The organism is Arenimonas sp. (assembly GCF_035721105.1).
Classification (GTDB): domain Bacteria; phylum Pseudomonadota; class Gammaproteobacteria; order Xanthomonadales; family Xanthomonadaceae; genus Arenimonas.
Window position 1 is genome coordinate 82,843 of the sequence record NZ_DASTNG010000063.1, and the last position, 18,955, is coordinate 101,797.

At 71.5% G+C, this 18,955-nt stretch carries 19 protein-coding genes and 1 pseudogene; 8 read left to right on the plus strand and 12 right to left on the minus strand.

The window, feature by feature from the left end; all coding sequences use genetic code 11:
• Nucleotides 1–6: 6 nt before the first annotated feature.
• The 3 genes from VFQ84_RS10570 to VFQ84_RS10580 all read right to left on the minus strand — a co-directional run bounded on the left by VFQ84_RS10570 (nucleotide 7) and on the right by VFQ84_RS10580 (nucleotide 4,693).
• Nucleotides 7–2,652 carry a DUF3857 domain-containing transglutaminase family protein gene (locus VFQ84_RS10570; protein ID WP_325131593.1) on the minus strand — a complete coding sequence of 882 codons (2,646 nt, stop codon included), beginning with the start codon at nucleotides 2,650–2,652 and terminating at the stop codon, nucleotides 7–9.
• A gap of 71 nt (nucleotides 2,653–2,723) precedes the next feature.
• On the minus strand, nucleotides 2,724–3,887 hold the full coding sequence (locus VFQ84_RS10575; RefSeq protein WP_325131594.1) for an acyl-CoA dehydrogenase family protein: 1,164 nt from the start codon (nucleotides 3,885–3,887) through the stop codon (nucleotides 2,724–2,726).
• Nucleotides 3,888–4,009: 122 nt separating this feature from the next.
• Nucleotides 4,010–4,693, minus strand: a complete 684-nt coding sequence (locus VFQ84_RS10580) for a glycine zipper 2TM domain-containing protein (RefSeq protein WP_325131595.1) — start codon at nucleotides 4,691–4,693, stop codon at nucleotides 4,010–4,012.
• 138 nt (nucleotides 4,694–4,831) lie between these two features.
• Here VFQ84_RS10580 and VFQ84_RS10585 point away from each other — a divergent pair, with 138 nt between their 5' ends.
• Nucleotides 4,832–5,065 (plus strand): DUF6116 family protein, encoded by a 234-nt coding sequence (locus VFQ84_RS10585; protein ID WP_325131596.1) that lies wholly within the window; start codon nucleotides 4,832–4,834, stop codon nucleotides 5,063–5,065.
• Nucleotides 5,062–5,841 (plus strand): TatD family hydrolase, encoded by a 780-nt coding sequence (locus tag VFQ84_RS10590; protein WP_325131597.1) that lies wholly within the window; start codon nucleotides 5,062–5,064, stop codon nucleotides 5,839–5,841. Before VFQ84_RS10585 ends, VFQ84_RS10590 begins: the two co-directional genes overlap by 4 nt.
• Here the strand turns inward: VFQ84_RS10590 and VFQ84_RS10595 are convergent.
• Nucleotides 5,819–6,613, minus strand: coding sequence for a tRNA threonylcarbamoyladenosine dehydratase (locus tag VFQ84_RS10595; protein WP_325131598.1), 795 nt, complete (start codon nucleotides 6,611–6,613; stop codon nucleotides 5,819–5,821). The two genes, VFQ84_RS10590 and VFQ84_RS10595, sit on opposite strands and share 23 nt — an antisense overlap.
• Before the next feature lie 123 nt (nucleotides 6,614–6,736).
• Between VFQ84_RS10595 and VFQ84_RS10600 the strand changes: the two genes are divergently transcribed.
• Together VFQ84_RS10600 and VFQ84_RS10605 are read left to right on the plus strand one after the other, a co-directional pair.
• Nucleotides 6,737–7,201, plus strand: coding sequence for a peptidoglycan-associated outer membrane lipoprotein precursor (locus tag VFQ84_RS10600; protein ID WP_325131599.1), 465 nt, complete (start codon nucleotides 6,737–6,739; stop codon nucleotides 7,199–7,201).
• A 63-nt stretch (nucleotides 7,202–7,264) separates the two neighbouring features.
• On the plus strand, nucleotides 7,265–7,663 hold the full coding sequence (locus VFQ84_RS10605) for a hypothetical protein (RefSeq protein ID WP_325131600.1): 399 nt from the start codon (nucleotides 7,265–7,267) through the stop codon (nucleotides 7,661–7,663).
• On the opposite strand, the gene VFQ84_RS10610 is transcribed toward VFQ84_RS10605, so the two are convergent.
• Entirely contained in the window at nucleotides 7,653–8,489 is an 837-nt protein-coding gene (locus tag VFQ84_RS10610) for an alpha/beta fold hydrolase (RefSeq protein ID WP_325131601.1), read from the minus strand. The two genes, VFQ84_RS10605 and VFQ84_RS10610, sit on opposite strands and share 11 nt — an antisense overlap.
• A gap of 207 nt (nucleotides 8,490–8,696) precedes the next feature.
• Between VFQ84_RS10610 and VFQ84_RS10615 the strand changes: the two genes are divergently transcribed.
• Together VFQ84_RS10615 and VFQ84_RS10620 are read left to right on the plus strand one after the other, a co-directional pair.
• Nucleotides 8,697–9,206: a fasciclin domain-containing protein gene (locus VFQ84_RS10615; protein ID WP_325131602.1), complete on the plus strand. Its 510-nt coding sequence runs from the start codon at nucleotides 8,697–8,699 to the stop codon at nucleotides 9,204–9,206.
• Nucleotides 9,207–9,325: 119 nt separating this feature from the next.
• Nucleotides 9,326–9,814: a DUF456 domain-containing protein gene (locus tag VFQ84_RS10620; RefSeq protein ID WP_325131603.1), complete on the plus strand. Its 489-nt coding sequence runs from the start codon at nucleotides 9,326–9,328 to the stop codon at nucleotides 9,812–9,814.
• 4 nt (nucleotides 9,815–9,818) lie between these two features.
• Here VFQ84_RS10620 and VFQ84_RS10625 read toward each other — a convergent pair whose 3' ends face one another.
• Both VFQ84_RS10625 and VFQ84_RS10630 read right to left on the minus strand, forming a co-directional pair.
• On the minus strand, nucleotides 9,819–12,317 hold the full coding sequence (locus VFQ84_RS10625) for an ABC transporter permease (protein ID WP_325131604.1): 2,499 nt from the start codon (nucleotides 12,315–12,317) through the stop codon (nucleotides 9,819–9,821).
• The gene (locus tag VFQ84_RS10630; RefSeq protein ID WP_325131605.1) at nucleotides 12,314–13,015 is read right to left on the minus strand and encodes an ABC transporter ATP-binding protein; all 702 of its coding nucleotides are present in this window, start codon (nucleotides 13,013–13,015) and stop codon (nucleotides 12,314–12,316) included. Before VFQ84_RS10630 ends, VFQ84_RS10625 begins: the two co-directional genes overlap by 4 nt.
• Before the next feature lie 80 nt (nucleotides 13,016–13,095).
• Here VFQ84_RS10630 and VFQ84_RS10635 point away from each other — a divergent pair, with 80 nt between their 5' ends.
• Both VFQ84_RS10635 and VFQ84_RS10640 read left to right on the plus strand, forming a co-directional pair.
• The gene (locus VFQ84_RS10635) at nucleotides 13,096–13,701 is read left to right on the plus strand and encodes an arylesterase (protein WP_325131606.1); all 606 of its coding nucleotides are present in this window, start codon (nucleotides 13,096–13,098) and stop codon (nucleotides 13,699–13,701) included.
• Nucleotides 13,702–13,723: 22 nt separating this feature from the next.
• Nucleotides 13,724–14,911 carry a PQQ-dependent sugar dehydrogenase gene (locus VFQ84_RS10640; RefSeq protein ID WP_325131607.1) on the plus strand — a complete coding sequence of 396 codons (1,188 nt, stop codon included), beginning with the start codon at nucleotides 13,724–13,726 and terminating at the stop codon, nucleotides 14,909–14,911.
• Here the strand turns inward: VFQ84_RS10640 and VFQ84_RS10645 are convergent.
• The 5 genes and pseudogenes from VFQ84_RS10645 to VFQ84_RS10665 all read right to left on the minus strand — a co-directional run.
• Nucleotides 14,908–15,603 carry an NAD(P)H-binding protein gene (locus tag VFQ84_RS10645; protein ID WP_325131608.1) on the minus strand — a complete coding sequence of 232 codons (696 nt, stop codon included), beginning with the start codon at nucleotides 15,601–15,603 and terminating at the stop codon, nucleotides 14,908–14,910. The two genes, VFQ84_RS10640 and VFQ84_RS10645, sit on opposite strands and share 4 nt — an antisense overlap.
• A gap of 4 nt (nucleotides 15,604–15,607) precedes the next feature.
• Nucleotides 15,608–16,240 (minus strand): glutathione S-transferase family protein, encoded by a 633-nt coding sequence (locus VFQ84_RS10650; protein WP_325131609.1) that lies wholly within the window; start codon nucleotides 16,238–16,240, stop codon nucleotides 15,608–15,610.
• Between the two features lie 92 nt (nucleotides 16,241–16,332).
• Nucleotides 16,333–16,542 (minus strand): cold-shock protein, encoded by a 210-nt coding sequence (locus VFQ84_RS10655; protein WP_026816018.1) that lies wholly within the window; start codon nucleotides 16,540–16,542, stop codon nucleotides 16,333–16,335.
• A gap of 251 nt (nucleotides 16,543–16,793) precedes the next feature.
• Complete coding sequence (locus VFQ84_RS10660; protein WP_325131610.1) at nucleotides 16,794–18,314, minus strand: fumarate hydratase; 1,521 nt, start codon at nucleotides 18,312–18,314, stop codon at nucleotides 16,794–16,796.
• A 153-nt stretch (nucleotides 18,315–18,467) separates the two neighbouring features.
• Nucleotides 18,468–18,955: pseudogene (locus VFQ84_RS10665) on the minus strand (ABC transporter ATP-binding protein); the annotation flags it as partial.

The following is an 18,955-nucleotide window of genomic DNA, read 5'->3' on the forward strand; positions in this document are numbered from 1 at the left end:
CCGGGGTCAGGACAGGCCGGGCAGGCTGCCCGACGCGAGGAGGTAGACGATGGCGGCGATGATGACCACGCAGAACAGCGCGGCGAAGGTCACCACCAGGGCCAGCACGGCGATACCGGCGCTGCTGCGGGCGGCTTCGGCGAGACCGGCGACGGTGGCGACCACGCCCCAGGCCAGGCCGCCCAGCAACAGGGCCAGCGCGACCAGGCTGTTGGCGACCACCACGCCCATGTCGCCCGAGGGCGACGCCGGGGTGCTGGCCACCGCCGACAGCAGCGGACCCGCGGCCAGCAGCGCCAGCAGCAGCAGCGCGATCATCGGGATGGCGCCCCAGGCCGAGGCGATGACCAGGCCACGGTAGCCCGGCCGATGCCCCAGCACGCGGAACGCCAGCAGCAGCAGCGCGGCGACCACCAGGAAGCGCGGCACTTCGGCCAGGGCCTCGAACAGGACCGGGCCCCAGTCGGGGCGCGCGCCCGCGACCAGTTCGGGGGTCACGGTCAGCGCCAGCATCAGGCCCGCACTGCCGAGCAGCCAGAGCATGGCCAGCGGCACCGAGCCGTCGTCGACCAGGCGCCGCATCGTGCGGCGCGGCGCGAAGAACACGCCCGCGACCGCGCTCTGCCCGCGCACGAACCAGAGCGTGCCCAACAGCATCGCCAGCGCCATCAGCGACAGGCCGGGCCAGGCCAGGTCGCTGCGGCTGATCTCCGGGCCCGGGACGTCGGCGTCCCCGCCGCCGAGGTAGACCGGATACTCCAGCAGGTCGCGGACCTGGTCGAGCTGCTCGCGCGTGGCGGCGTAGTCGTCGGCCGGGATGTGCTCGGCCAGCCGCTCCCATTCGCCGCGGATGGTCAGCACCCGGCCTTCGGCCGAGACGTCGCGACGGAACCGGAAGTAGGCGTTCTCGACCGTGAGCTGCTCGGGCTGGATGTCCCAGCCGCCTTCGGCGGTCATGCGGATCTCCTGCACGCCGCGCGGCGGGCCCGGCAGGCGCAGCGGCCAGCGGCGCGTGGCCGCGCGCGCGGACGGCACCCAGTCGCGCAGCTGGAACATCAGCAGGTTGAACTCGCCCAGCTGGCCGGGCTCGGCGTCGTCGGCGACCAGTCGGGTGCGGTAGTGCTCGCTGACGGCGAACTGGTTGTCGTCCGGGGAGTCCTTGCCGACCGGGTCCGCCATTAGTTCGATGCCGCTGTAGTAACCCTGCATGTACTCGAGGTAGCTGCGGCCGACGCGGCTGGCGCCTTCCGAAGCGAAGCGGTCGCGGTTCGAGGCGGCGAAGCCGTAGCGGTACTGGGTGTCGACGCGGATGTCGACCTGGCGCGGGGTTTCGTCGCCGTGCAGCGAGACCGCCTGCAGCACCTCGACCGCGGGCGCCGGCGCCGTCGGGGCGGCCGGGAAGGCCTCGAGGTCGGCGATGCCGCGCGCCACCGGCAGGCCCTGGCCGAAGTCGGCCGGCTGGCGGTCGTCGAAATCGCCGAGCTCGGGGTTGCGGGTCGGGTCGACGTACAGCCACGCGCCGTCGACGCGGGCGCGCACGATGGCGTGGTCGAAGGCATTCGGGCCCGGCAGGCCGTCGGCGATGCGCCTACCCTGCGTCGAGTTCACCAGCACGGGCTGGGCTTCGATGCCGGCCTGGTCCAACAGGCCCACCAGCAGCAGCGACTTGTCCTTGCAGTCGCCGTAGCGGCGATCGAGCGTGGTGGCCGGGTCCGCCGGCGCATGCGAGGAGTCGCCGATCGACAGGCTGACGTAGCGGACTTCGCCCTGGACGAAGGCCAGCGCCTTGGCCACCGCTTCGGCGGCCGGCTTGCCGGCCAGGCCCAGCGCATCGGCCTCGCGCGCCAGCCGCGCCCGGGAAGTGGCGGGCGTACGGAACAGGGTCTCGGCCCAGCGCGCCACCGCCGCCCAGTCCGGCGCGGTGCCCACCTCGAGCGCGCCATAGCCGTCGAACCACTCGGGGGCGCCGTCCTCGGCCTCGATCGCCGGCAGGTTTCGCGCCTGCAGCACCAGCACCTGGCCGCCGGCGTCGGTGCTCACCCGTTCGCGGTAGTCGACCGGGCCGGTGCGCCGCCATTTCAGCGGCGCCGGGCCGGCCAGCACGCGCAGGCGGCGCAGCCCGGTGGCGGTGGAATACGCGGCGCTGAAGCTGCGGTGGTAGTGCTCGCCCAGCACCGGGTTGCTGCCCAGCGTGCTGAAGGACAGTTCGACCCGGTCGCCGACCTTGACGTCGGGGATCAGGATCTCGGCCGTGCGCCAGCCATCGAGGATGCCGTCGTTGGCGCGCTGCTCCAGCCGCAGCAGCTCGACCCGGGCGGTCGCCCGGCGATCGGCGCGGCGGCCGTCGCGAATGACCACCAGGCCATGCAGCTGCACGCGCTGGAAATCGGGCTGGAACCCGATGCGCAGCCGGCCGGCGTCTTCCAGGCCGGTGCGGTCGAGCACGTCGTAGGCCAGCAGGCGGTACTCATGCGGCCGCGGACCGCGCAGCGAGACCTGGTCATCGACCACGCGGTAGGCCAGGCCGCCGGACGGCGCGCCGGGCTCGATCGAGCCGGTGTCGACCGGCGCCACCCAGGCCGGCGCATCGGCCAGCGACATCCCCTCGGGCAGGTCGGCGGCCTGCGCCGTCGCGGCGAACGCCCACGCCACCAACAGGGCCGCGCCGAAGGCGGCGACCCGGCGGATGCTGCGCGTCCCCTGCCCCGCCACCCCGGCCGGGCTCAGAACGCGTTGATGCCGGTGACTTCGCGGCCGATCACCAGCTGGTGCACGGTCTCGGTGCCCTCGTAGGTGATGACCGACTCGAGGTTGAGCGCGTGCCGGATCGGCGGATGCTCGGTGGTGATGCCGGCGCCGCCGAGGATGTCGCGCGCCTCGCGCGAGATGTCGAGCGCCATGCGGCAGTTGTTCCACTTCGCCAGCGACACCTGCGAATGCTGCAGGGTGCCGGCGTCCTTCAGGCGGCCCAGCTGCAGCGACAGCAGCTGCGCCATCGTGATGCGGCGGGCCATGTCGGCCAGCTTGAGCTGCACCGCCTGGGTGGCGGCGATCGGGCGGTTGAACAGGATGCGGGTCTTGGAATACTCCAGCGCTGAGGTGTAGCTGGCGATGGCGGCGCCGATCGGGCCCCAGGTGATGCCGTAGCGGGCCTGGCTCAGACAGCCCAGCGGACCCTTGAGGCCCTTCACGTTCGGCAGGCGCTGGCTGTCGGGCACGCGCACGGAATCGAAGAACAGCGCCGAGGTGACCGAGGCGCGCAGGCTCATCTTCTTGTGCACGACCTGGGTTTCGAAGCCCTTGGTGCCCTTGGGGACGATGAAGCCCTGGATGCCCTCGTCGGTCATCGCCCAGACGATGGCGATGTCGGCCAGGGAGCCATTCGTGATCCACATCTTGGCGCCGTTGATGATCCAGTCGCCGCCGTCACGCTTGGCGGTGGTCTTCATGTTGGCCGGGTCGGAGCCGCCGTGCGGCTCGGTCAGGCCGAAGCAGCCGATGATCTCGCCGCGGGCCATGCCGGGCAGGTACTGCTGGCGCTGCTCTTCGCTGCCGTAGGCGTAGATCGGGTACATGCACAGCGAGCTCTGCACCGAGACGAAGCTGCGGATGCCGCTGTCGCCGCGTTCGAGCTCCTGGCAGATCAGGCCGTAGCTGACCGCGTTGAGGCCGGCGCAGCCGTACTTCTCGGGCAGCGAGGAGCCGAACAGGCCCATGGCCGCGATCTCGGGCACCAGCTCCGCCGGGAAGCGCGCCTGGTCGAAGCAGTCGCCGATGATCGGCAGCACGCGTTCGTCGGTGAAGCGGGCGACGCTGTCCTGGATCATGCGCTCCTCTTCGGAGAGCAGGCTGCGGATGTCGAACAGGTCGGTCGGGTTCAGGGCCATGGGGCGGTCTGCAGTCGGCGAGGAAGTCCGGCATTTTAGCCCGCCCGGCGGCCGATAGGCAGCCCGTGGACGCGAAAGGGCCGGCATGGCCGGCCCTTCCGGGGTTCATCGGGGTGAAGGCATCAACCCTGCGGCGGCGTATCGGCCGCGCGGACCGCGATCACGCCGTCCTTGATCGGCAGGCGCTTGCCCGGGTCCTCGTCCATCACCAGGCTGCCGGTCTGGCCTTCGTACTCCCAGGTGACGTCGTAACCGACGACCTTGTCGCGCTCGCCGAGCAGGATCTGCGCGCCCGGCTTGCTCTCGACGCGGGTGGTGGAGACCTCGCCGTCGCGGCGGTACTGCACGTCGTAGCCGATCACTTCCTCGCGCGGCTCGGTGACGGTGCGGCACTGCTGCTCGACCTCGGTGTACTTCTGGCCGCCCGTGTGGCGGCGGTCGATCTCGCGGCCGGCATAGGCGCCGCCCACGGCACCGGCGACGGTGGCGAGCTTCTTGCCGTTGCCGCCGCCCACCTGGTTGCCCAGCAGGCCGCCGACCACGGCGCCCACGACCATGCCGTCCTTGTCGCCGAAGCGCTCCTCGCGCCGCTTCTCGACCGCGACGTCCTCGCAGACTTCGCGCGAACCGGTACGCATCTCGGTGACCGCCGTGCTGGACACGACGTCGCCGTAGATCGGCTCCTTCTCGACGATGGGGGTGGACGACACCACGTCGGCATAGGGCGTGGCGAAGGTCTGGTAGGCGGCGATGGCGCCACCGGCGGCCAGCATGCCGGCCACGGCGGCCAGGAAGGTCTTGTTCATGGTCAGGTCCTCTTTTGGCGACGGCAGGGTCCGTGCGCTCGGTGCCAAGGGTGATCGCCCGAAGCTGAACGGCGACGGAGCCAAGATTAGCCGCCCCGCCGTGTTAATTTCGCGGCAAGGATCGTCAAAGGAGCCGTCATGCCGCACCCCCTGACCGGACCCGTGGTCGGTTTCGCCAGCCGGCTGCGCCACCCCACCCTGTTCAAGATCACCCTGGCGCTGATGGTCGTGAGCTGGCTGCTGCCCGACCCGATCCCGTTCATGGACGAGATCCTGACCGCCCTGGCCACCCTGGTGCTGGCGAACTGGAAACGGCAGGCACCGCCGCCGTCCACGCGCGAGCCGATCGAGGGTGAATCGCGCCGGGAATGACCGCGCTCTACGACAGCCACTGCCACCTCGACGCGCCCGAGTTCGACCCCGACCGGCCGGCGGTGGTGGGCCGCGCCCGCGCCGCCGGCGTGCAGTGGCAGCTGGTTCCGGCCGTCACCCGCGCGTCCTGGCCCGGCCTGCGCGCCGCCTGCGCACTGGATCCCGGCCTGGTCCCGGCCTATGGCCTGCACCCGATGTTCCTGGACCAGCACCGCGACGAGGACCTCGACGAACTGGCCACCTGGCTGGCGGAGGAACGGCCGGCGGCCGTGGGTGAGTGCGGCCTGGACTACTTCGTCGAGGGACTCGACCCCGCGCGGCAGCGGCACTTCTTCCAGGCCCAGCTCGACCTGGCGCGGACCTTCGACCTGCCGGTGGTGCTGCACGCGCGCCGCGCGGTGGACGAGGTGATCACCCGCCTGCGCCGCACCGGCGGCCTGCGCGGCGTGGTGCACAGCTGGTCGGGCAGCGAGGAGCAGGCGCGCCAGCTGTTCGACCTGGGCTTCCACCTGGGCATCGGCGGGCCGGTCACGTTCGAACGCGCCCAGCGGCTGCGGCGCACCGTGGCCGGCATGCCGATCGAATACCTTCTGCTGGAAACCGATGCGCCGGACCAGCCCGGCGCCGCGCACCGCGGCCAGCGCAACGAGCCGGCCTACCTGGCCGAGGTGCTGGCGACGGTGGCGCAGCTGCGCGGGGAATCGCCCGAGGCCGTCGCCGCGGCGACCACGGCCAACGCCCGCCGCCTGTTCGTCAGGCCGCCGGCTTCGGCTTGAGCAGCAGCTCGAGGGCCTTGCCCGCCATCGCGAAGCCGAAGCTGCCGGTGACATGGGTGGCCGCGCCGAGGCCGGCGCCACAGTCGAGCTTGAGCGATTCGTCGGCGTCGAGCTTGGGACGCACGCCGCAGACGCTGCCGTCGACCTGCGGATATCTGACGTTCTCCAGCGAATACACCGCCGGCACCCCGAAGTAGCGGTCCGGGTTGCGCGGGAACTTGAAGCCGGCGCGCAGCTGCTTGCGGACCAGGGCCAGCAGCGCGTCCTGCTCGGTGCGCGACAGGTCGCGCACCCGCACCAGGGTCGGGTCGGTGCGGCCGCCCGCCGAGCCGCAGACGACGATCGGCAGCTTCCGGCGCCGGCACCAGGCGATCATCCCGAGCTTGCTGCGAAAGCTGTCGCAGGCATCGAGCACCACGTCGTGGCCGCGGTCCAGCAGGGCCTCGAGGTTGGACGGCAGCAGGAACTCCGGCACCACCTCCACCTGGATGTCCGGGTTGATGGCGCGGCAGCGCTCGGCCAGCACTTCGCCCTTGCCGCGGCCGAACTGGCCGTCGAGGGCGTGCAGCTGGCGGTTGGTGTTGCTGACGCAGACCTCGTCCGCGTCGATCAGCACCAGCCGGCCGACGCCGCTGCGGGCCAGGGCCTCGACCGCCCAGGACCCCACGCCCCCCAGCCCCACCACGCAGGCCTGGGAACGGGAGAGACGATCGGCGGCGCCGCGTCCGTAAAGCCGGTCGATGCCGGCGAAGCGCACTGGGGTCGGGGTCATGCGCGTATTTTAGGCCAGCGCCGGCCCCATGAACCGTCCCGCAACCGATCCGCCGCGGGTCGGGACCCGTTCAGGCGACACGCACTAGCGTCGGCCCCGAGTGTCCCCCCGAGAGGAACCACCATGAAGACCCCCCTGCTGATCGCCCTTACCCTCGCCACGGCCACCCTGGCCGCCTGCACCAGCGCCCCGCGCTCCGGTGGCTACGGTTACAACGACCGCGGCTACTCCGCGCCCCAGCGCTGCTACGAATGCGGCCGGGTCGAGCGCATCGAGACGGTCTACAACGCCCGCCAGAACAGCCGCACCGGCGCCATCCTGGGCGGCATCGTCGGCGCGGTCGCCGCCCGCGAGATCCCCAAGCACGGCAGCGAGGGCCGGGAGAACACCGCCACCGTCGCCGGCGCGGTCGCCGGTGCGATCGCCGGCAACGCGATCGAGAACAAGCGCAACGAAGAAACCTTCGACATCCACGTTCGCATGGACGACGGCCGCCTGATCGTCATCAACACCAATCGCCTGGGGCCCGACCTGCGCGAGGGCAGCTACGTGCGGGTGGACGGCAACCGGGTGACGCCGCTGCGCTGACTCCGGCGCGGGCCGGGAAGGCCGCCGTGATATCTTCGCGGCGGCCTAACCCCGGAGCCTCCCATGCGTTTCCTGATCGTCGGCGTCATCGGCCTGTTGGTCGGCGCCCTGTGCACCCTGGTCCTGGTCAACTCCCTGCGCCAGGGCACCGCCTACCCCAACGGCGTGATGGCCGTGATGTCGGCCCAGATGAAGGGCCTGAACCAGTCGCTCAAGCAGAACCGCTGCGCCTCGGCCGACCTCGCGCCGCGCCTGCAGACGCTGCGCTACGTCGGCAACGACATCGAACCGGCCTTCCTGCCGACCTCGGACGACGAGCGCTTCATCGCCCACGCCAGCCAGCTGCGGGCGGCCCTCGACGCCGCCCTCGCCGCGCCGCCGGCCGACTGCGCCGCCGCCCGCGTGGTGGTCGACCGGGTCTCGTCCGGCTGCCAGGACTGCCACCGCGACTTCAAGGGCTGAGCCCGATCCAGCGCGCGATCGCCGCGGCCGGGGCCTCCGGTCGCCGCAGCCAGCGGAAGTGGTCGGGCGTGGTGCCCAGTCGGCTTTCGTCGAAGAATTCGTCGCGGTGTTCGCCGCCGCCCAGCTTGTCGACCAGGGCCTGCAGCGACGCTTCCGGCACCAGCCAGTCGCCGCTGAAGCGCAGCCCCAGCGTCGGCAGCGACAGGCGCGCCAGCCGCTGGTCCATGGCTTCGCCATCGCCGTAGTCGCGGTAGCGGCCACCGTGCACGGTCGCCGCCCAGTCGCGCATCAGGCGCGCCGCCTCGCGGCCCGCGAACTTCAGCCGATGGCCCGGGTAGTAGCCGGCCAGCGCCGTGACCAGCGGGATGCTGCGGGCGAACAGTCCGATGCCCAAACGCTGGCGACCGCGGAAGGTGCGCGCGTCCGGCACGCCCGTGGCGGCCAGCACCAGGCCGCGGCAGGCCGCCGGCTGGCGCGCCGCGGCCATCGCCGCGAACTGCCCGCCGAGGCTGTGCCCGCCGAAGTACCACGCACCCGGCGCCAGCGCGGCGATGCTGGCGGGCAGGTCCTGCTGGAGCAGCTCGCGATAGCCCCAGTCGCTGCCGCGGCGCGCCCGCAGTGAACTGCTCGCGTTGCCGCGCCATTCGTGCACGGCGCAGGTGATGCCGAGCCCGGCCAGCGCCCGGCCGAAGGCATCGTATTTCTCCGCCGGCACGCCGAGCGCCGGCATCCACAGCAGGCCAGGCGCGCCAGGGCCCGCGTGATGCAGGCGCAGGTGGGCGACGTGGCCATCACCGGCTACCACCGGCCGCAGTTCGATATCCATTCATTCCTCGGGGCGGAAGCGCCGGCGAAGCATATCGACCCCGCGCGCCGCGCGGCAGGGGTGCAAACGCCACGCCGCGGCGGAAATCACCCGCCCTGCACGCGGAAAGAACGCGGCATTGACGCCGCGCCGACGCCGCCGCGACGGTCGCGGGCGCATCGTCGGTGCGTGCCCAGAGCACCCACCCCCTACTTCTTGGAGTCCCCGATGAATCTTTTCCGCAAGAGCCTGCTCGCCGCGATGATGGCCGCCGTCGTTGCCACCCCGGCCTTCGCCGGCCATCACGAGGAAGGCAAGGCCATTTCGGCTGGCACCATCGTCGACGTCGCCGCGTCCAATGCGGACTTCGAAACCCTCGTTGCCGCCGTCAAGGCGGCCGGCCTGGTCGAGACCCTGAGCGGCGACGGCCCGTTCACCGTGTTCGCGCCGACCGATGACGCCTTCGCCAAGCTGCCGGCCGGCACCCTGGAGAACCTGCTCAAGCCCGAGAACAAGGACCAGCTGGTCGCGATCCTCACCTACCACGTGGTCGCCGGCAAGGTCACCGCCGCCGACGTCGTCAAGCTCGACAACGCCACCACCGTGAACGGCGCCGTGGCCGACGTCACCGTCTCCGGCAGCACCGTCAAGATCGACGAGGCCACCGTGACCGCCACCGACATCAAGGCCAGCAACGGCATCATCCACGTCATCGACACCGTCATCCTGCCGAACTGATCCCCTTCCCCCTCGGGCCCCCTCACCGGGGCCCGAAAAAGGGGTCAGTGTCGTTTAGCGTTTCAAACGCTGAACGACACTGACCCCTTTTTGATTTTGGGCTGCAGTATGCTGCGGGCATGGACAGCCAGACTGCGTATTACCTGATCGCCGGGGCGTTGGTCGTCATCGGACTGCTGGGCACGGTGCTGCCGGTCCTGCCGGGCTTGCCGGTGATGTTCGCCGGCATGCTGCTGGCGGCGTGGGCCGACGGGTTCCGGTACATCGGCGCCACCACGCTGGTGGTGCTGGGCGTGCTGGTGCTGCTGTCGATCGCGGTCGACCTGCTCGCCAGCATCGTCGGCGCCAGGCGCGTCGGGGCCTCCAACAAGGCGCTGTGGGGCGCGGGCTTCGGCGGCTTCGTCGGGATCTTCTTCGGATTGCCGGGCTTGCTGGCCGGACCCTTCCTGGGCGCGGCGCTGGGCGAGGTCTCGCACGGCAAGCCTTGGCGCGAGGCATCCCGCGTCGGCTTCGGCACCTGGGTCGGCCTGCTGCTGGGCGCGGCCCTGAAGGTCGCGCTCGCCTTTGCGATGCTTGCGGTGTTCGCGCTCGCGCTCTGGGTGGATTGAGCGCCTAGCCCTGCAGTTCGCGCAGCGTCACCGACGGCGGCGTGTTGACCACGCCGCGCGTCGCGAACAGACCCGCCACCAGCGCCGCCAGCGTGCCCACCAAGGCACCGGTGAGGGCCAGCCTGGGGTTCGCGGTCCAGGGCAGGTCGAAGGCCAGGTCGGCGATGACGCCGGCCAGCACGGTGGCCGCGATCGCCGCCACCAGCCCCGACAGCAGGCCAATCGCGCTGAACTCCGACACCTGTGCCCAGCGCAGCTGGCGTCGGCTGCCGCCGAGCACGCGCATCACGCCGCCCTCGAGCAGGCGCTCGTCCTGGCTGGCGCTCACCGCCGCCAGCAGCACCAGCACGCCAGCCGCCAGCGAGAAGTAGAACACCGCCTCGACCACGGTCGAGACCTGCTCGACCGTGCCGCGCACCTGGTCCAGCACGGCGTCGACGTCCACCACCGACAGGTTCGGGAACGCCGACACCAGGTCCGCGGTGAAGCGCGTGCGCTCGGCCGGCACGTTGACCGCGGTGATGTGGCTGCCCGAGAAACCGTCCAGCGATCCGGGCGACGCGACCACGAAGAAGTTGGGCCGGAAGCTTTCCCAGTCGACCTTGCGCAGGCTGGTCACGCGACCGCTGAAGCGCGAGCCGGCGATGTCGAAGCCGACCTCGTCGCCGATCTTCCAGCCCAGCGTCTCGGCGAAGTCTTCCTCCACCGACAGCTCGGGCGACGCCGGCACGCCGGTCCAGAACGCGCCGGCGGTGATTTCGTTGTCGTCCCGCAGCGCCTCGACCTGGGACAGGTTGAACTCGCGCTCGGCCATGCGGCGGGCGCGGCCGCGCTCCTCGGGGAAACTTTCGGCCGTGGTCGGCTGGCCGTTCACGTCCAGCAAGCGGGCACGGATCATCGGGTAAAGCACCGGATCGACGACGCCCTGCCCCGCCAGGAACTCACCCACCGGCGCGACCTGGTCGGGCTGGACGTTGACGATGAAGCGGTTGGGCGCATCGGCCGGCAGCGCATTGCGCCAGCGGTCGAGCAGGTCGGTGCGCACGAAGGTGAGCAGTAGCAGGGCCATCAGGCCCAGGCCCAGCGCCGACACCTGCGCGATGCTGGCGCCGGCACGGCGGCTGACGTTGGCCAGGCCGTAGCGCCACGGCCCCCGCAGGCGCGAGCGCACGCGGCGCAGGACGGCAATCAGCCCCCAGGCCAGGCCCGCCAGCACCGCCAGCGTGCCCAGGATGCCGAGCAGCATCGCCGTGCCCACTTCGGCCGAGCCCGCCTTCCACCACAGCAGCAGCGCCAGGCCGGCCAGGCCCGCGAGCGCCACCATGATCGCGCTGGGTTCGGTCGGGTCGAGGTCGCGGCGCAGCACGCGCAGCGCCGGCACCCGGCGCAGCGCCAGCACCGGCGGCACGCCGAAGGCCAGCAGCACGGTCAGGCCGACGCCAAAGCCCTCGAGCACCGGCCGCCAGCCGGCGCCGGGGATCGACAGCTTCAGCGCCTCGGTCAGCCAGTCGGCGACCGCCCACTGCAGGCCGAAGGCCAGCGCCACGCCGGCGGTGCAGCCCAACAGGCCCAGCATCAGCAGCTCGCCGGCATGGATGGCGACCAGGGTGCCCTGGCTGGCGCCCAGGCAGCGCATCACCGCCGAACCCTGCAGGTGGCGGGCGCTGTGCCGGCGCGCCGCCATCGCCACGGCCACCGCCGCCAGCACCACCGAGACCAGGGCCGCGAGGCCCAGGAAACGATCGGCGCGGTCGAGGGCGCGGCGAATCTCGGGACGGGCGTCGCCCGCCGTTTCCAGCCGCTGGCCGCGGCCGAGCTGCTCGCGTGCGGTGGCGGTGAAGCGCTCCACCGCCGACGCCTCGCCCGCCACCACCAGCCGGTAGCCGATGCGGCTGCCTTCCTGCACGAGTCCGGTCGCCGGCACGTCGGCCAGGTTCAGGAACACGCGCGGCGCGGTGTTGAAGTAATCCAGGGCCGCGTCCGGCTCCTGCACGACCAGCGCCGCCAGCGTCAGCTCGATGTTGCCGACACCGATCGCATCGCCGATCCGGGCGTCGAGAAGGTCGGCGCCGGCGCGGCTCAGCCACACCGTGCCCGGCGCCGGAATGCCGTCGGCGGCGCGCTCGCCGCCGGTGGCGGGGTCGAGCAGCAGGAAGCGCCCGCGCAGCGGGAATCCTTCGCCCAGCGCCTTCATCTCGCCGAGGCGCAGCGCTTCGCCGGCGCGCACCATGCTCGGGAACCCCAGCGTTTCGGTCTGGCGCAGTCCGGGCGCGGCCGCCGCCTCGCGCAGCGCACCCTCGATCGGCGCATCCGCACGCACCACGGCGTCGCCGCCCAGCAGGCGGTTCGCCTCCAGCGCGAGCGCGCGTTCGGCGCGGTCGGTGATGAAGCTGACCGAGGTCACCGCCATCACCGCCAGCACCAGGGCCGCCAGCAGGATGCGGACGTCACCCGAGGCCAGGTCGCGGCGCAGCTGGCGCCAGGCCAGCGCGAGCGCCCTCATGCCGACACCAGGCGGCCGCCATCCAGGCGCAGGATCCGGCCGCAGCGCGCGGCCAGGCGCTCGTCGTGGGTCACCAGCACCAGGGTGGTGCCCGACTCCCGATTGAGCTGGAACAGCAGTTCGACGATCGCCTGCCCGGTGGTGGTGTCGAGGTTGCCGGTGGGCTCGTCCGCGAACAGCACCGCCGGCCGGGTGACGAAGGCGCGGGCCAGGGCCACGCGCTGCTGCTCGCCGCCCGACAGCTGGCGCGGATAGTGGCCCAGCCGTTCGCCCAGCCCGACCTGGGCCAGGATGGCGCGCGCCGGGCCCTCGGCGTCATCGTCGCCGCGCAGCTCCAGCGGCAGCATCACGTTCTCGAGGGCGGTCAGCGACGGCAGCAGCTGGAAACTCTGGAACACGAAGCCGACCTTCTCGCCCCGCACCCGGGCCCGGCCGTCCTCGTCGAGCGCCGACAGCGCCGCGCCGTCCAGCAGCACGCGGCCCTGGCTGGGCACGTCCAGGCCGGCCAGCAGCGACAGCAGCGTGCTCTTGCCTGAACCGGAGGCACCGATGATCGCAACCGCTTCACCCTTGGCGATGGTAAAACCGACCCCATCGAGGATGGTGAGCTCGCCGGCCGGCAGCGGGACGCGCTTGCCGAGGTCGTCGGCGCGCAGCGCCTCGTGGACGACGAGGGACGGGTCGTGGCTGTCGGCCATGGGAATCCTTGGATGCAATGACGGAGAGGAAAACGATGTTCTCAGGATATGGAGCATGGCGAACGCCGGTTCAACGGGGCATGACGGCCCTGCTGATGGCCCTTGCCCTGCTGGCCGGCGTCGTGCAGGCGGCCGAACCGCGCACCGTGCTGGTCCTGGGCGATTCGCTCTCGGCCGCCTACGGCCTGGCCCCCGAGCAGGGCTGGGTGGCCCTGACCGCCGACAAGCTGCGCGAACGCCATCCGGGCTGGCGGGTCGCCAACGCCAGCGTCAGCGGTGAAACCACCGCCGGCGGCGCCAGCCGCATCGCCGGCGAGCTGGCGCGGCACCGGCCCGCCGTGGTCGTGGTCGAGCTCGGCGCCAACGACGGCCTGCGCGGCCTGCCGCTGGCGCACACGCGGGACAACCTCGAGAAGATCATCGTGGCCTCGCGCGAGGCCGGTGCCCAGGTGCTGCTGATCGGGATGCGGCTGCCGCCGAACTTCGGGCCGCAGTACACCCAGGGCTTCGAGCGCAACTACGTCGAGCTGGCCGCCGAACACGACGCCGCCCTGCTGCCCTTCCTGCTCGAACCCATCGCCACCGACCGCGACGCCTTCCAGGCCGACAACTTGCACCCGGTCGCCGAGGCGCAGCCGCGCCTGCGTGACCACGTCTGGCCCGCGCTCGAACCCCTCCTCAAGTAACCGCCGCCCAAGGAACCCGAACATGCGTACCGTCCTTTCCGCCGCCCTCCTGCTGGCCTGCGCCGGCTGCGGTGCCAGCGACCCCGGCACCAGCACGAACGCCGCCGCCACGGCCGCGACGTCGGCGGCATCCGCGCCCCCGGCGGTCGCGCGCTTCGCCAGCGAAGCCGGCGCGCTCGAAGTCGCCACCGTGGCCGAAGGCCTGGAGCATCCCTGGGGCATGACCTTCCTGCCGGACGGTCGCACCCTGGTGACCGAGCGTCCCGGCCGCCTGCGCATCGTCGGCACCGACGGCGCGCTCTCGGCGCCCGTGGCCGGCGTGCCCGAAGTCTTCGCCAAGGGCCAGGGCGGCCTGCTCGACGTCGCCCTGGATCCCGACTTCGCCACCGACCCCTGGGTCTACCTGAGCTTCAGCGAGCCCGGCGAAGGCGGCGGCGGCACGGCCGTGGCGCGCGGCCGCTGGCAGGACGATGCCCTGGTCGACGTCGAGGTGATCTTCCGCCAGCTGCCCAAGCTCGACACCGGGCAGCACTTCGGTTCGCGCCTGGTGTTCGACCGCGAGAAGCGCCTGTACGTCACCAGCGGCGACCGCGGTACCCAGCCCAACGTCCAGCCGCTGGACCTGGGCCAGGGCAAGATCTTCCGCATCGAGCGCGACGGCGGCATCCCGGCCGACAACCCCTTCGTCGGTCGCGACGACGCCCTGCCGGCGATCTGGTCCTACGGCCACCGCAACGTCCAGGGCGCCGCCCTGCATCCCGTCACCGGCGCGCTCTGGCAGACCGAACACGGCGCCCGCGGCGGTGACGAGCTCAACATCCCAGAGGCCGGCAAGAACTACGGCTGGCCGGTGATCACCCTGGGCGTGAACTACAACGGCATGCCGATCGGCGAAGGCAAGACCGAGGCCGAGGGCATGGAGCAGCCGATGCACCAGTGGACGCCGTCGATCGCGCCCAGCGGCCTGGCCTTCTATACGGCCGACCGCTTCCCGGCCTGGCAGGGCGACCTGTTCGTCGGTGCCCTCGCCTTCCAGCGCGTGGTGCGGCTCGAACTCGAGGGCGACAAGGTGGTGGGCGAAGAGGCGCTGCTCACCGACCTCGGCGAACGCATCCGCGACGTGCGCCAGGGCCCGGACGGCTACCTGTACCTGCTGACCGACGCCGCCAACGGCAAGCTGCTGCGCGTCGGCCTGGCCGAGGCGGACTAAGTCCCGGCCAGCGCCACCAGGGCGTCGTGCTCGTGGACATGGCGGCCGCCCTCGCCCTGCGACAGCACGGCGACGGCGGCCGCCGCCACGTCGGCCGCCGGGATCGCGCGGTAGCGCCGCAGCGGACCGTGCATCAGGGCATTGGTGAGCGGCGCCAGCCGCTGGCCCCACTGCTCCGCGGGCCGCTTTTCGCGGCGCGCCCCCAGCAGCAGGCCGGGCCGCAGCAGGTCCAGGCGCTCGAAGCCCCGCTCGCCCAGCGCACGTTCGGTCTCGCCCTTCACGCGCAGGTAGAAGTTGTTGGACTGGGCGCTGGCGCCCACGGAAGACACCAGCACCATGCGCGCTGCGCCCAGCGCACGGGCGAGGTCGGCGATGCGGATCACCAGGTCGCGATCCACCGCCAGGAAGGCTTCGCGCGAGCCGGCCTGGCGCAGGGTGGTGCCCAGGCAGCAGACGCAGGCGTCGAAGCCGCCACCGGCCAGCGCGCGCAGCGCTTCCGCCAGCGCCGGGTCGCGGGCGGCATCGGACAGGTCGGCGACCCCTTCCAGGTCGCGCGGCGGCACGGACTGCCCCGGGCGCCGCAACAGCGACACCACCACCGGGCCGTCGGCCTTCGCCAGCAGCTGGCGCCGCACCTCGCTGCCGACCAGGCCGGAGGCCCCGGCCAGCAGCACGCGGCGGACGGGCTTCACCCGGTCACGCCCATTCGGTGAGGCCTTCGCGTTCGTACAGGGTGCGGAACGACGGCCGCGCCTTCATGCGCTGCGCCAGCGCCGCCAGCTGCGGCCAGTCGGTGGCCGGGCGCGGCATGTTGCGCGACCAGCGCATCAGCATCGTCAGGTGGAAATCGGCGGCGCTGGCCGAGGCACCGAGCAGGTAGGGTCCGCGCTTGGCCAGGTGCGCCTCGATCCGGTCCCAGCAGGCTTCGATGCGCTCCCGGGCCAGGTCCTTGGCCGCCTGCGCGTGCTCCTCGCCCGCGGCTTCGCCGGGGTAGAACCAGGTGCGGAAGGCCGGCTGCAGGGTGTTGGCCAGATGCAGCAGCCACTGGTAGTAGCGGCCGCGCTCGATGCTGCCCGGCTCGGGCGCCAGGCCGAAGGACGGATGCACGTCGGCCAGGTGCAGCACCAGGGCGGCGGCTTCCGTGAGCGGCTCGCCGTGCACCAGCAGGGTCGGCACCACGCCGTTGGGATTGAGCGCCAGGTATTCGGGACGCTTGTGCTCGCCGGCCGGCAGGTCGAGCTTGCGCAGCTCGTGCTTCGCGCCGATTTCGATCAACAGCCAGTGCACGACCAGGCTGGCGGCGCCGGGGGAGTAGTAAAGCGTGTACATGCAGGCTTCCGTGCGGACCGGGGAGCCCGAAGCATACAAAAGAAAAGCCCCGGGATTGCGCCCGGGGCTTCGCTCAGTCCATGCGGACTGGATTACATGGGCTGCACTTCGTCAGCCTGCATGCCCTTCTGGCCCTTGACGAGCTTGAAGGAGACCTTCTGGCCTTCCTGCAGGGACTTGAAGCCGGTGCCCTGGATGGAACGGAAATGGACGAACACGTCCTCGCCGTTCTCGCGGCTGATGAAGCCGAAGCCCTTGGCATCGTTGAACCACTTGACGGTACCGATCTGACGATCCGACATAAAACACTCCTTGGAACGAATGGATTAATCGCTGACGGAAACATTCCGCCGCGCGACTGGGGTTGCAAGGAGAGCGAGGTGAAAAGATGTAGCGGATCGGTGGATCTACCGCATCAGGCCACGATTCACAGTGACCCTTCGCAAACACAGTCGCCGCGGACGATACGCCAGTCCGCGCCGGAATGCCAACACTTTCTTGTACCCCCCCGTCAAGTGCAGGCGCCGTTCAGGTTCCGGGCGCCCGCCGGGGCTCAGTCCACGACCACCGGGATCTTGCCGATCCGGGACTGCCACTCCCGGGGGCCGGTGCGGTGGACGGATTCGCCGGTGGAATCCACGGCCACGGTGACGGGCATGTCCCGGACCTCGAACTCGTAGATCGCCTCCATGCCCAGGTCGGCGAAGCCCACCACGCGCGAGGCCTTGATCGCCTTCGAGACCAGGTAGGCGGCGCCGCCCACGGCCATCAGGTAGACCGAGCGGTGCTTGCGGATGGCGTCGATGGCGGCCGGGCCGCGTTCGGCCTTGCCGACCATGCCCATCAGGCCGGTCTGGTCGAGCACCTGCTCGGTGAACTTGTCCATGCGGGTGGCGGTGGTGGGACCGGCCGGGCCAACGACTTCATCGCGCACCGGGTCGACCGGGCCGACGTAGTAGATGAAGCGGCCGCGCAGGTCGACGGGCAGCGCCTCGCCCTTGTTGAGCATGTCGACCATGCGCTTGTGGGCCGCATCGCGTCCGGTGAGGAGCTTGCCGTTGAGCAGCAGCACTTCGCCCGGCTTCCAGCTGGCGACCTCGTCGCGGGTGACGGTGTCGAGGTCGACGCGGCGGCCCTTGGAGGCGTCGTAGGTCAGCTTCGGCCAGTCGTCCAGCGACGGCGGCTCGAGCTGCACCGGTCCGCTGCCGTCGAGGGTGAAGTGCGCGTGCCGGGTGGCGGCGCAGTTGGGGATCATGGCCACCGGCAGGTTGGCGGCATGGGTCGGGTAGTCCTTGACCTTGATGTCGAGCACGGTGGTCAGGCCCCCCAGGCCCTGGGCACCGATGCCCAGCGCGTTGACCTTCTCGTACAATTCCAGCCGCAGCTCCTCGGCGCGGTTGGACGGGCCGCGGGCCTGCAGGTCGGTGATGTCGATCGGCTCCATCAGCGACTCCTTGGCCAGCAGCATCGCCTTCTCGGCGGTGCCGCCGATGCCGATGCCCAGCATGCCCGGCGGGCACCAGCCGGCACCCATGGTCGGCACGGTCCTGAGCACCCAGTCGACGATCGAATCGGACGGGTTGAGCATGGCGAACTTGGACTTGGCCTCGCTGCCGCCGCCCTTGGCCGCGACGATGACGTCGACGGTGTCGCCCGGCACGACCTTCATGTTGACGACGGCCGGCGTGTTGTCCTTGGTGTTGGTGCGCTTGCCGGCCGGGTCGGCCAGCACGCTGGCGCGCAGCTTGTTGTCGGGGTGGAGGTAGGCGCGGCGCACGCCTTCGTTGACCATGTCCTCGACGCCCATCGTGGCGTCGGCCCAGCGCACGTCCATGCCGATCTCGAGGAAGACGGTGACGATGCCGGTGTCCTGGCAGATCGGGCGGTGGCCCTCGGCGCACAGGCGCGAGTTGATCAGGATCTGGGCGATGGCGTCCTTCGCCGCCGCCGATTCCTCGCGCTCGTAGGCGGCGGCGAGGTTCCGGATGTAGTCGACGGGGTGGTAGTACGAGATGTACTGCAGCGCGTCGGCGACGGACTGGATGAAGTCTTCCTGCTTGATCGGCTGGCTCACGGCGGGCATCGGGCTGGGCGAAAGGGCCGCCATTTTACCCCGCCTGCGCCGGTTTTACCCCGGCGCCATGCCGTCCACGCCGGCCATGCCGTCGTTGCCGTCCACGCCGCCCGCTCCTACAACGACATTGTTCGAGGGGGTTGTTCGAGGCGGTTATTCGAGGGACTGCCAGCGGGCGTAGGCCTGCTCCAGCTCGCCCTGCAGGGCGGCCAGGCGGGCGTTCGCGGCGGTGACCGCGTCGGCGGGCTGGCGATAGAAGGCCGGGTCCTGGATCCGTGCGGTCAGCGCGGCGACCTCGGCGTCCAGCGCTTCGATCCGGCCGGGCAGTTCGTCGAGTTCGCGCTGTTCCTTGTACGAGAGCTTGCGCTTGGCCGGCACCGGCGCCGCTGCCGGAGCGGCGGGCCTGGGTGTCGGCGCCACCTGCGGGGTCAGGCGCGGCGAGGCGGCGTTGGCCGCGGCGATGCGCGCGGCCATCGGGCGCTGGCGCAGCCAGTCGGTGTAGCCGCCCACGTAGTCCCCTACCCGGCCGTTGCCTTCCATCACCAGCGAACTGGTGACCACGTTGTCGAGGAAATCGCGGTCGTGCGAGACCAGGATCAGGGTGCCGGGGTAGTCCGCCAGCAATTCCTCGAGCAGCTCCA

What these genes read in the sequence shown, in the direction of transcription:
- VFQ84_RS10575 (WP_325131594.1), bottom strand. Translation starts at nt 3,887, where the DNA reads ATGGCCCTGAACCCGACCGACCTGTTCGACATCCGCAGCCTGCTCTCC.
- VFQ84_RS10580 (WP_325131595.1), bottom strand. Translation starts at nt 4,693, where the DNA reads ATGAACAAGACCTTCCTGGCCGCCGTGGCCGGCATGCTGGCCGCCGGT.
- VFQ84_RS10585 (WP_325131596.1), top strand. Translation starts at nt 4,832, where the DNA reads ATGCCGCACCCCCTGACCGGACCCGTGGTCGGTTTCGCCAGCCGGCTG.
- VFQ84_RS10590 (WP_325131597.1), top strand. Translation starts at nt 5,062, where the DNA reads ATGACCGCGCTCTACGACAGCCACTGCCACCTCGACGCGCCCGAGTTC.
- VFQ84_RS10595 (WP_325131598.1), bottom strand. Translation starts at nt 6,613, where the DNA reads ATGACCCCGACCCCAGTGCGCTTCGCCGGCATCGACCGGCTTTACGGA.
- VFQ84_RS10600 (WP_325131599.1), top strand. Translation starts at nt 6,737, where the DNA reads ATGAAGACCCCCCTGCTGATCGCCCTTACCCTCGCCACGGCCACCCTG.
- VFQ84_RS10605 (WP_325131600.1), top strand. Translation starts at nt 7,265, where the DNA reads ATGCGTTTCCTGATCGTCGGCGTCATCGGCCTGTTGGTCGGCGCCCTG.
- VFQ84_RS10610 (WP_325131601.1), bottom strand. Translation starts at nt 8,489, where the DNA reads ATGGATATCGAACTGCGGCCGGTGGTAGCCGGTGATGGCCACGTCGCC.
- VFQ84_RS10615 (WP_325131602.1), top strand. Translation starts at nt 8,697, where the DNA reads ATGAATCTTTTCCGCAAGAGCCTGCTCGCCGCGATGATGGCCGCCGTC.
- VFQ84_RS10620 (WP_325131603.1), top strand. Translation starts at nt 9,326, where the DNA reads ATGGACAGCCAGACTGCGTATTACCTGATCGCCGGGGCGTTGGTCGTC.
- VFQ84_RS10625 (WP_325131604.1), bottom strand. Translation starts at nt 12,317, where the DNA reads ATGAGGGCGCTCGCGCTGGCCTGGCGCCAGCTGCGCCGCGACCTGGCC.
- VFQ84_RS10630 (WP_325131605.1), bottom strand. Translation starts at nt 13,015, where the DNA reads ATGGCCGACAGCCACGACCCGTCCCTCGTCGTCCACGAGGCGCTGCGC.
- VFQ84_RS10635 (WP_325131606.1), top strand. Translation starts at nt 13,096, where the DNA reads ATGACGGCCCTGCTGATGGCCCTTGCCCTGCTGGCCGGCGTCGTGCAG.
- VFQ84_RS10640 (WP_325131607.1), top strand. Translation starts at nt 13,724, where the DNA reads ATGCGTACCGTCCTTTCCGCCGCCCTCCTGCTGGCCTGCGCCGGCTGC.
- VFQ84_RS10650 (WP_325131609.1), bottom strand. Translation starts at nt 16,240, where the DNA reads ATGTACACGCTTTACTACTCCCCCGGCGCCGCCAGCCTGGTCGTGCAC.
- VFQ84_RS10655 (WP_026816018.1), bottom strand. Translation starts at nt 16,542, where the DNA reads ATGTCGGATCGTCAGATCGGTACCGTCAAGTGGTTCAACGATGCCAAG.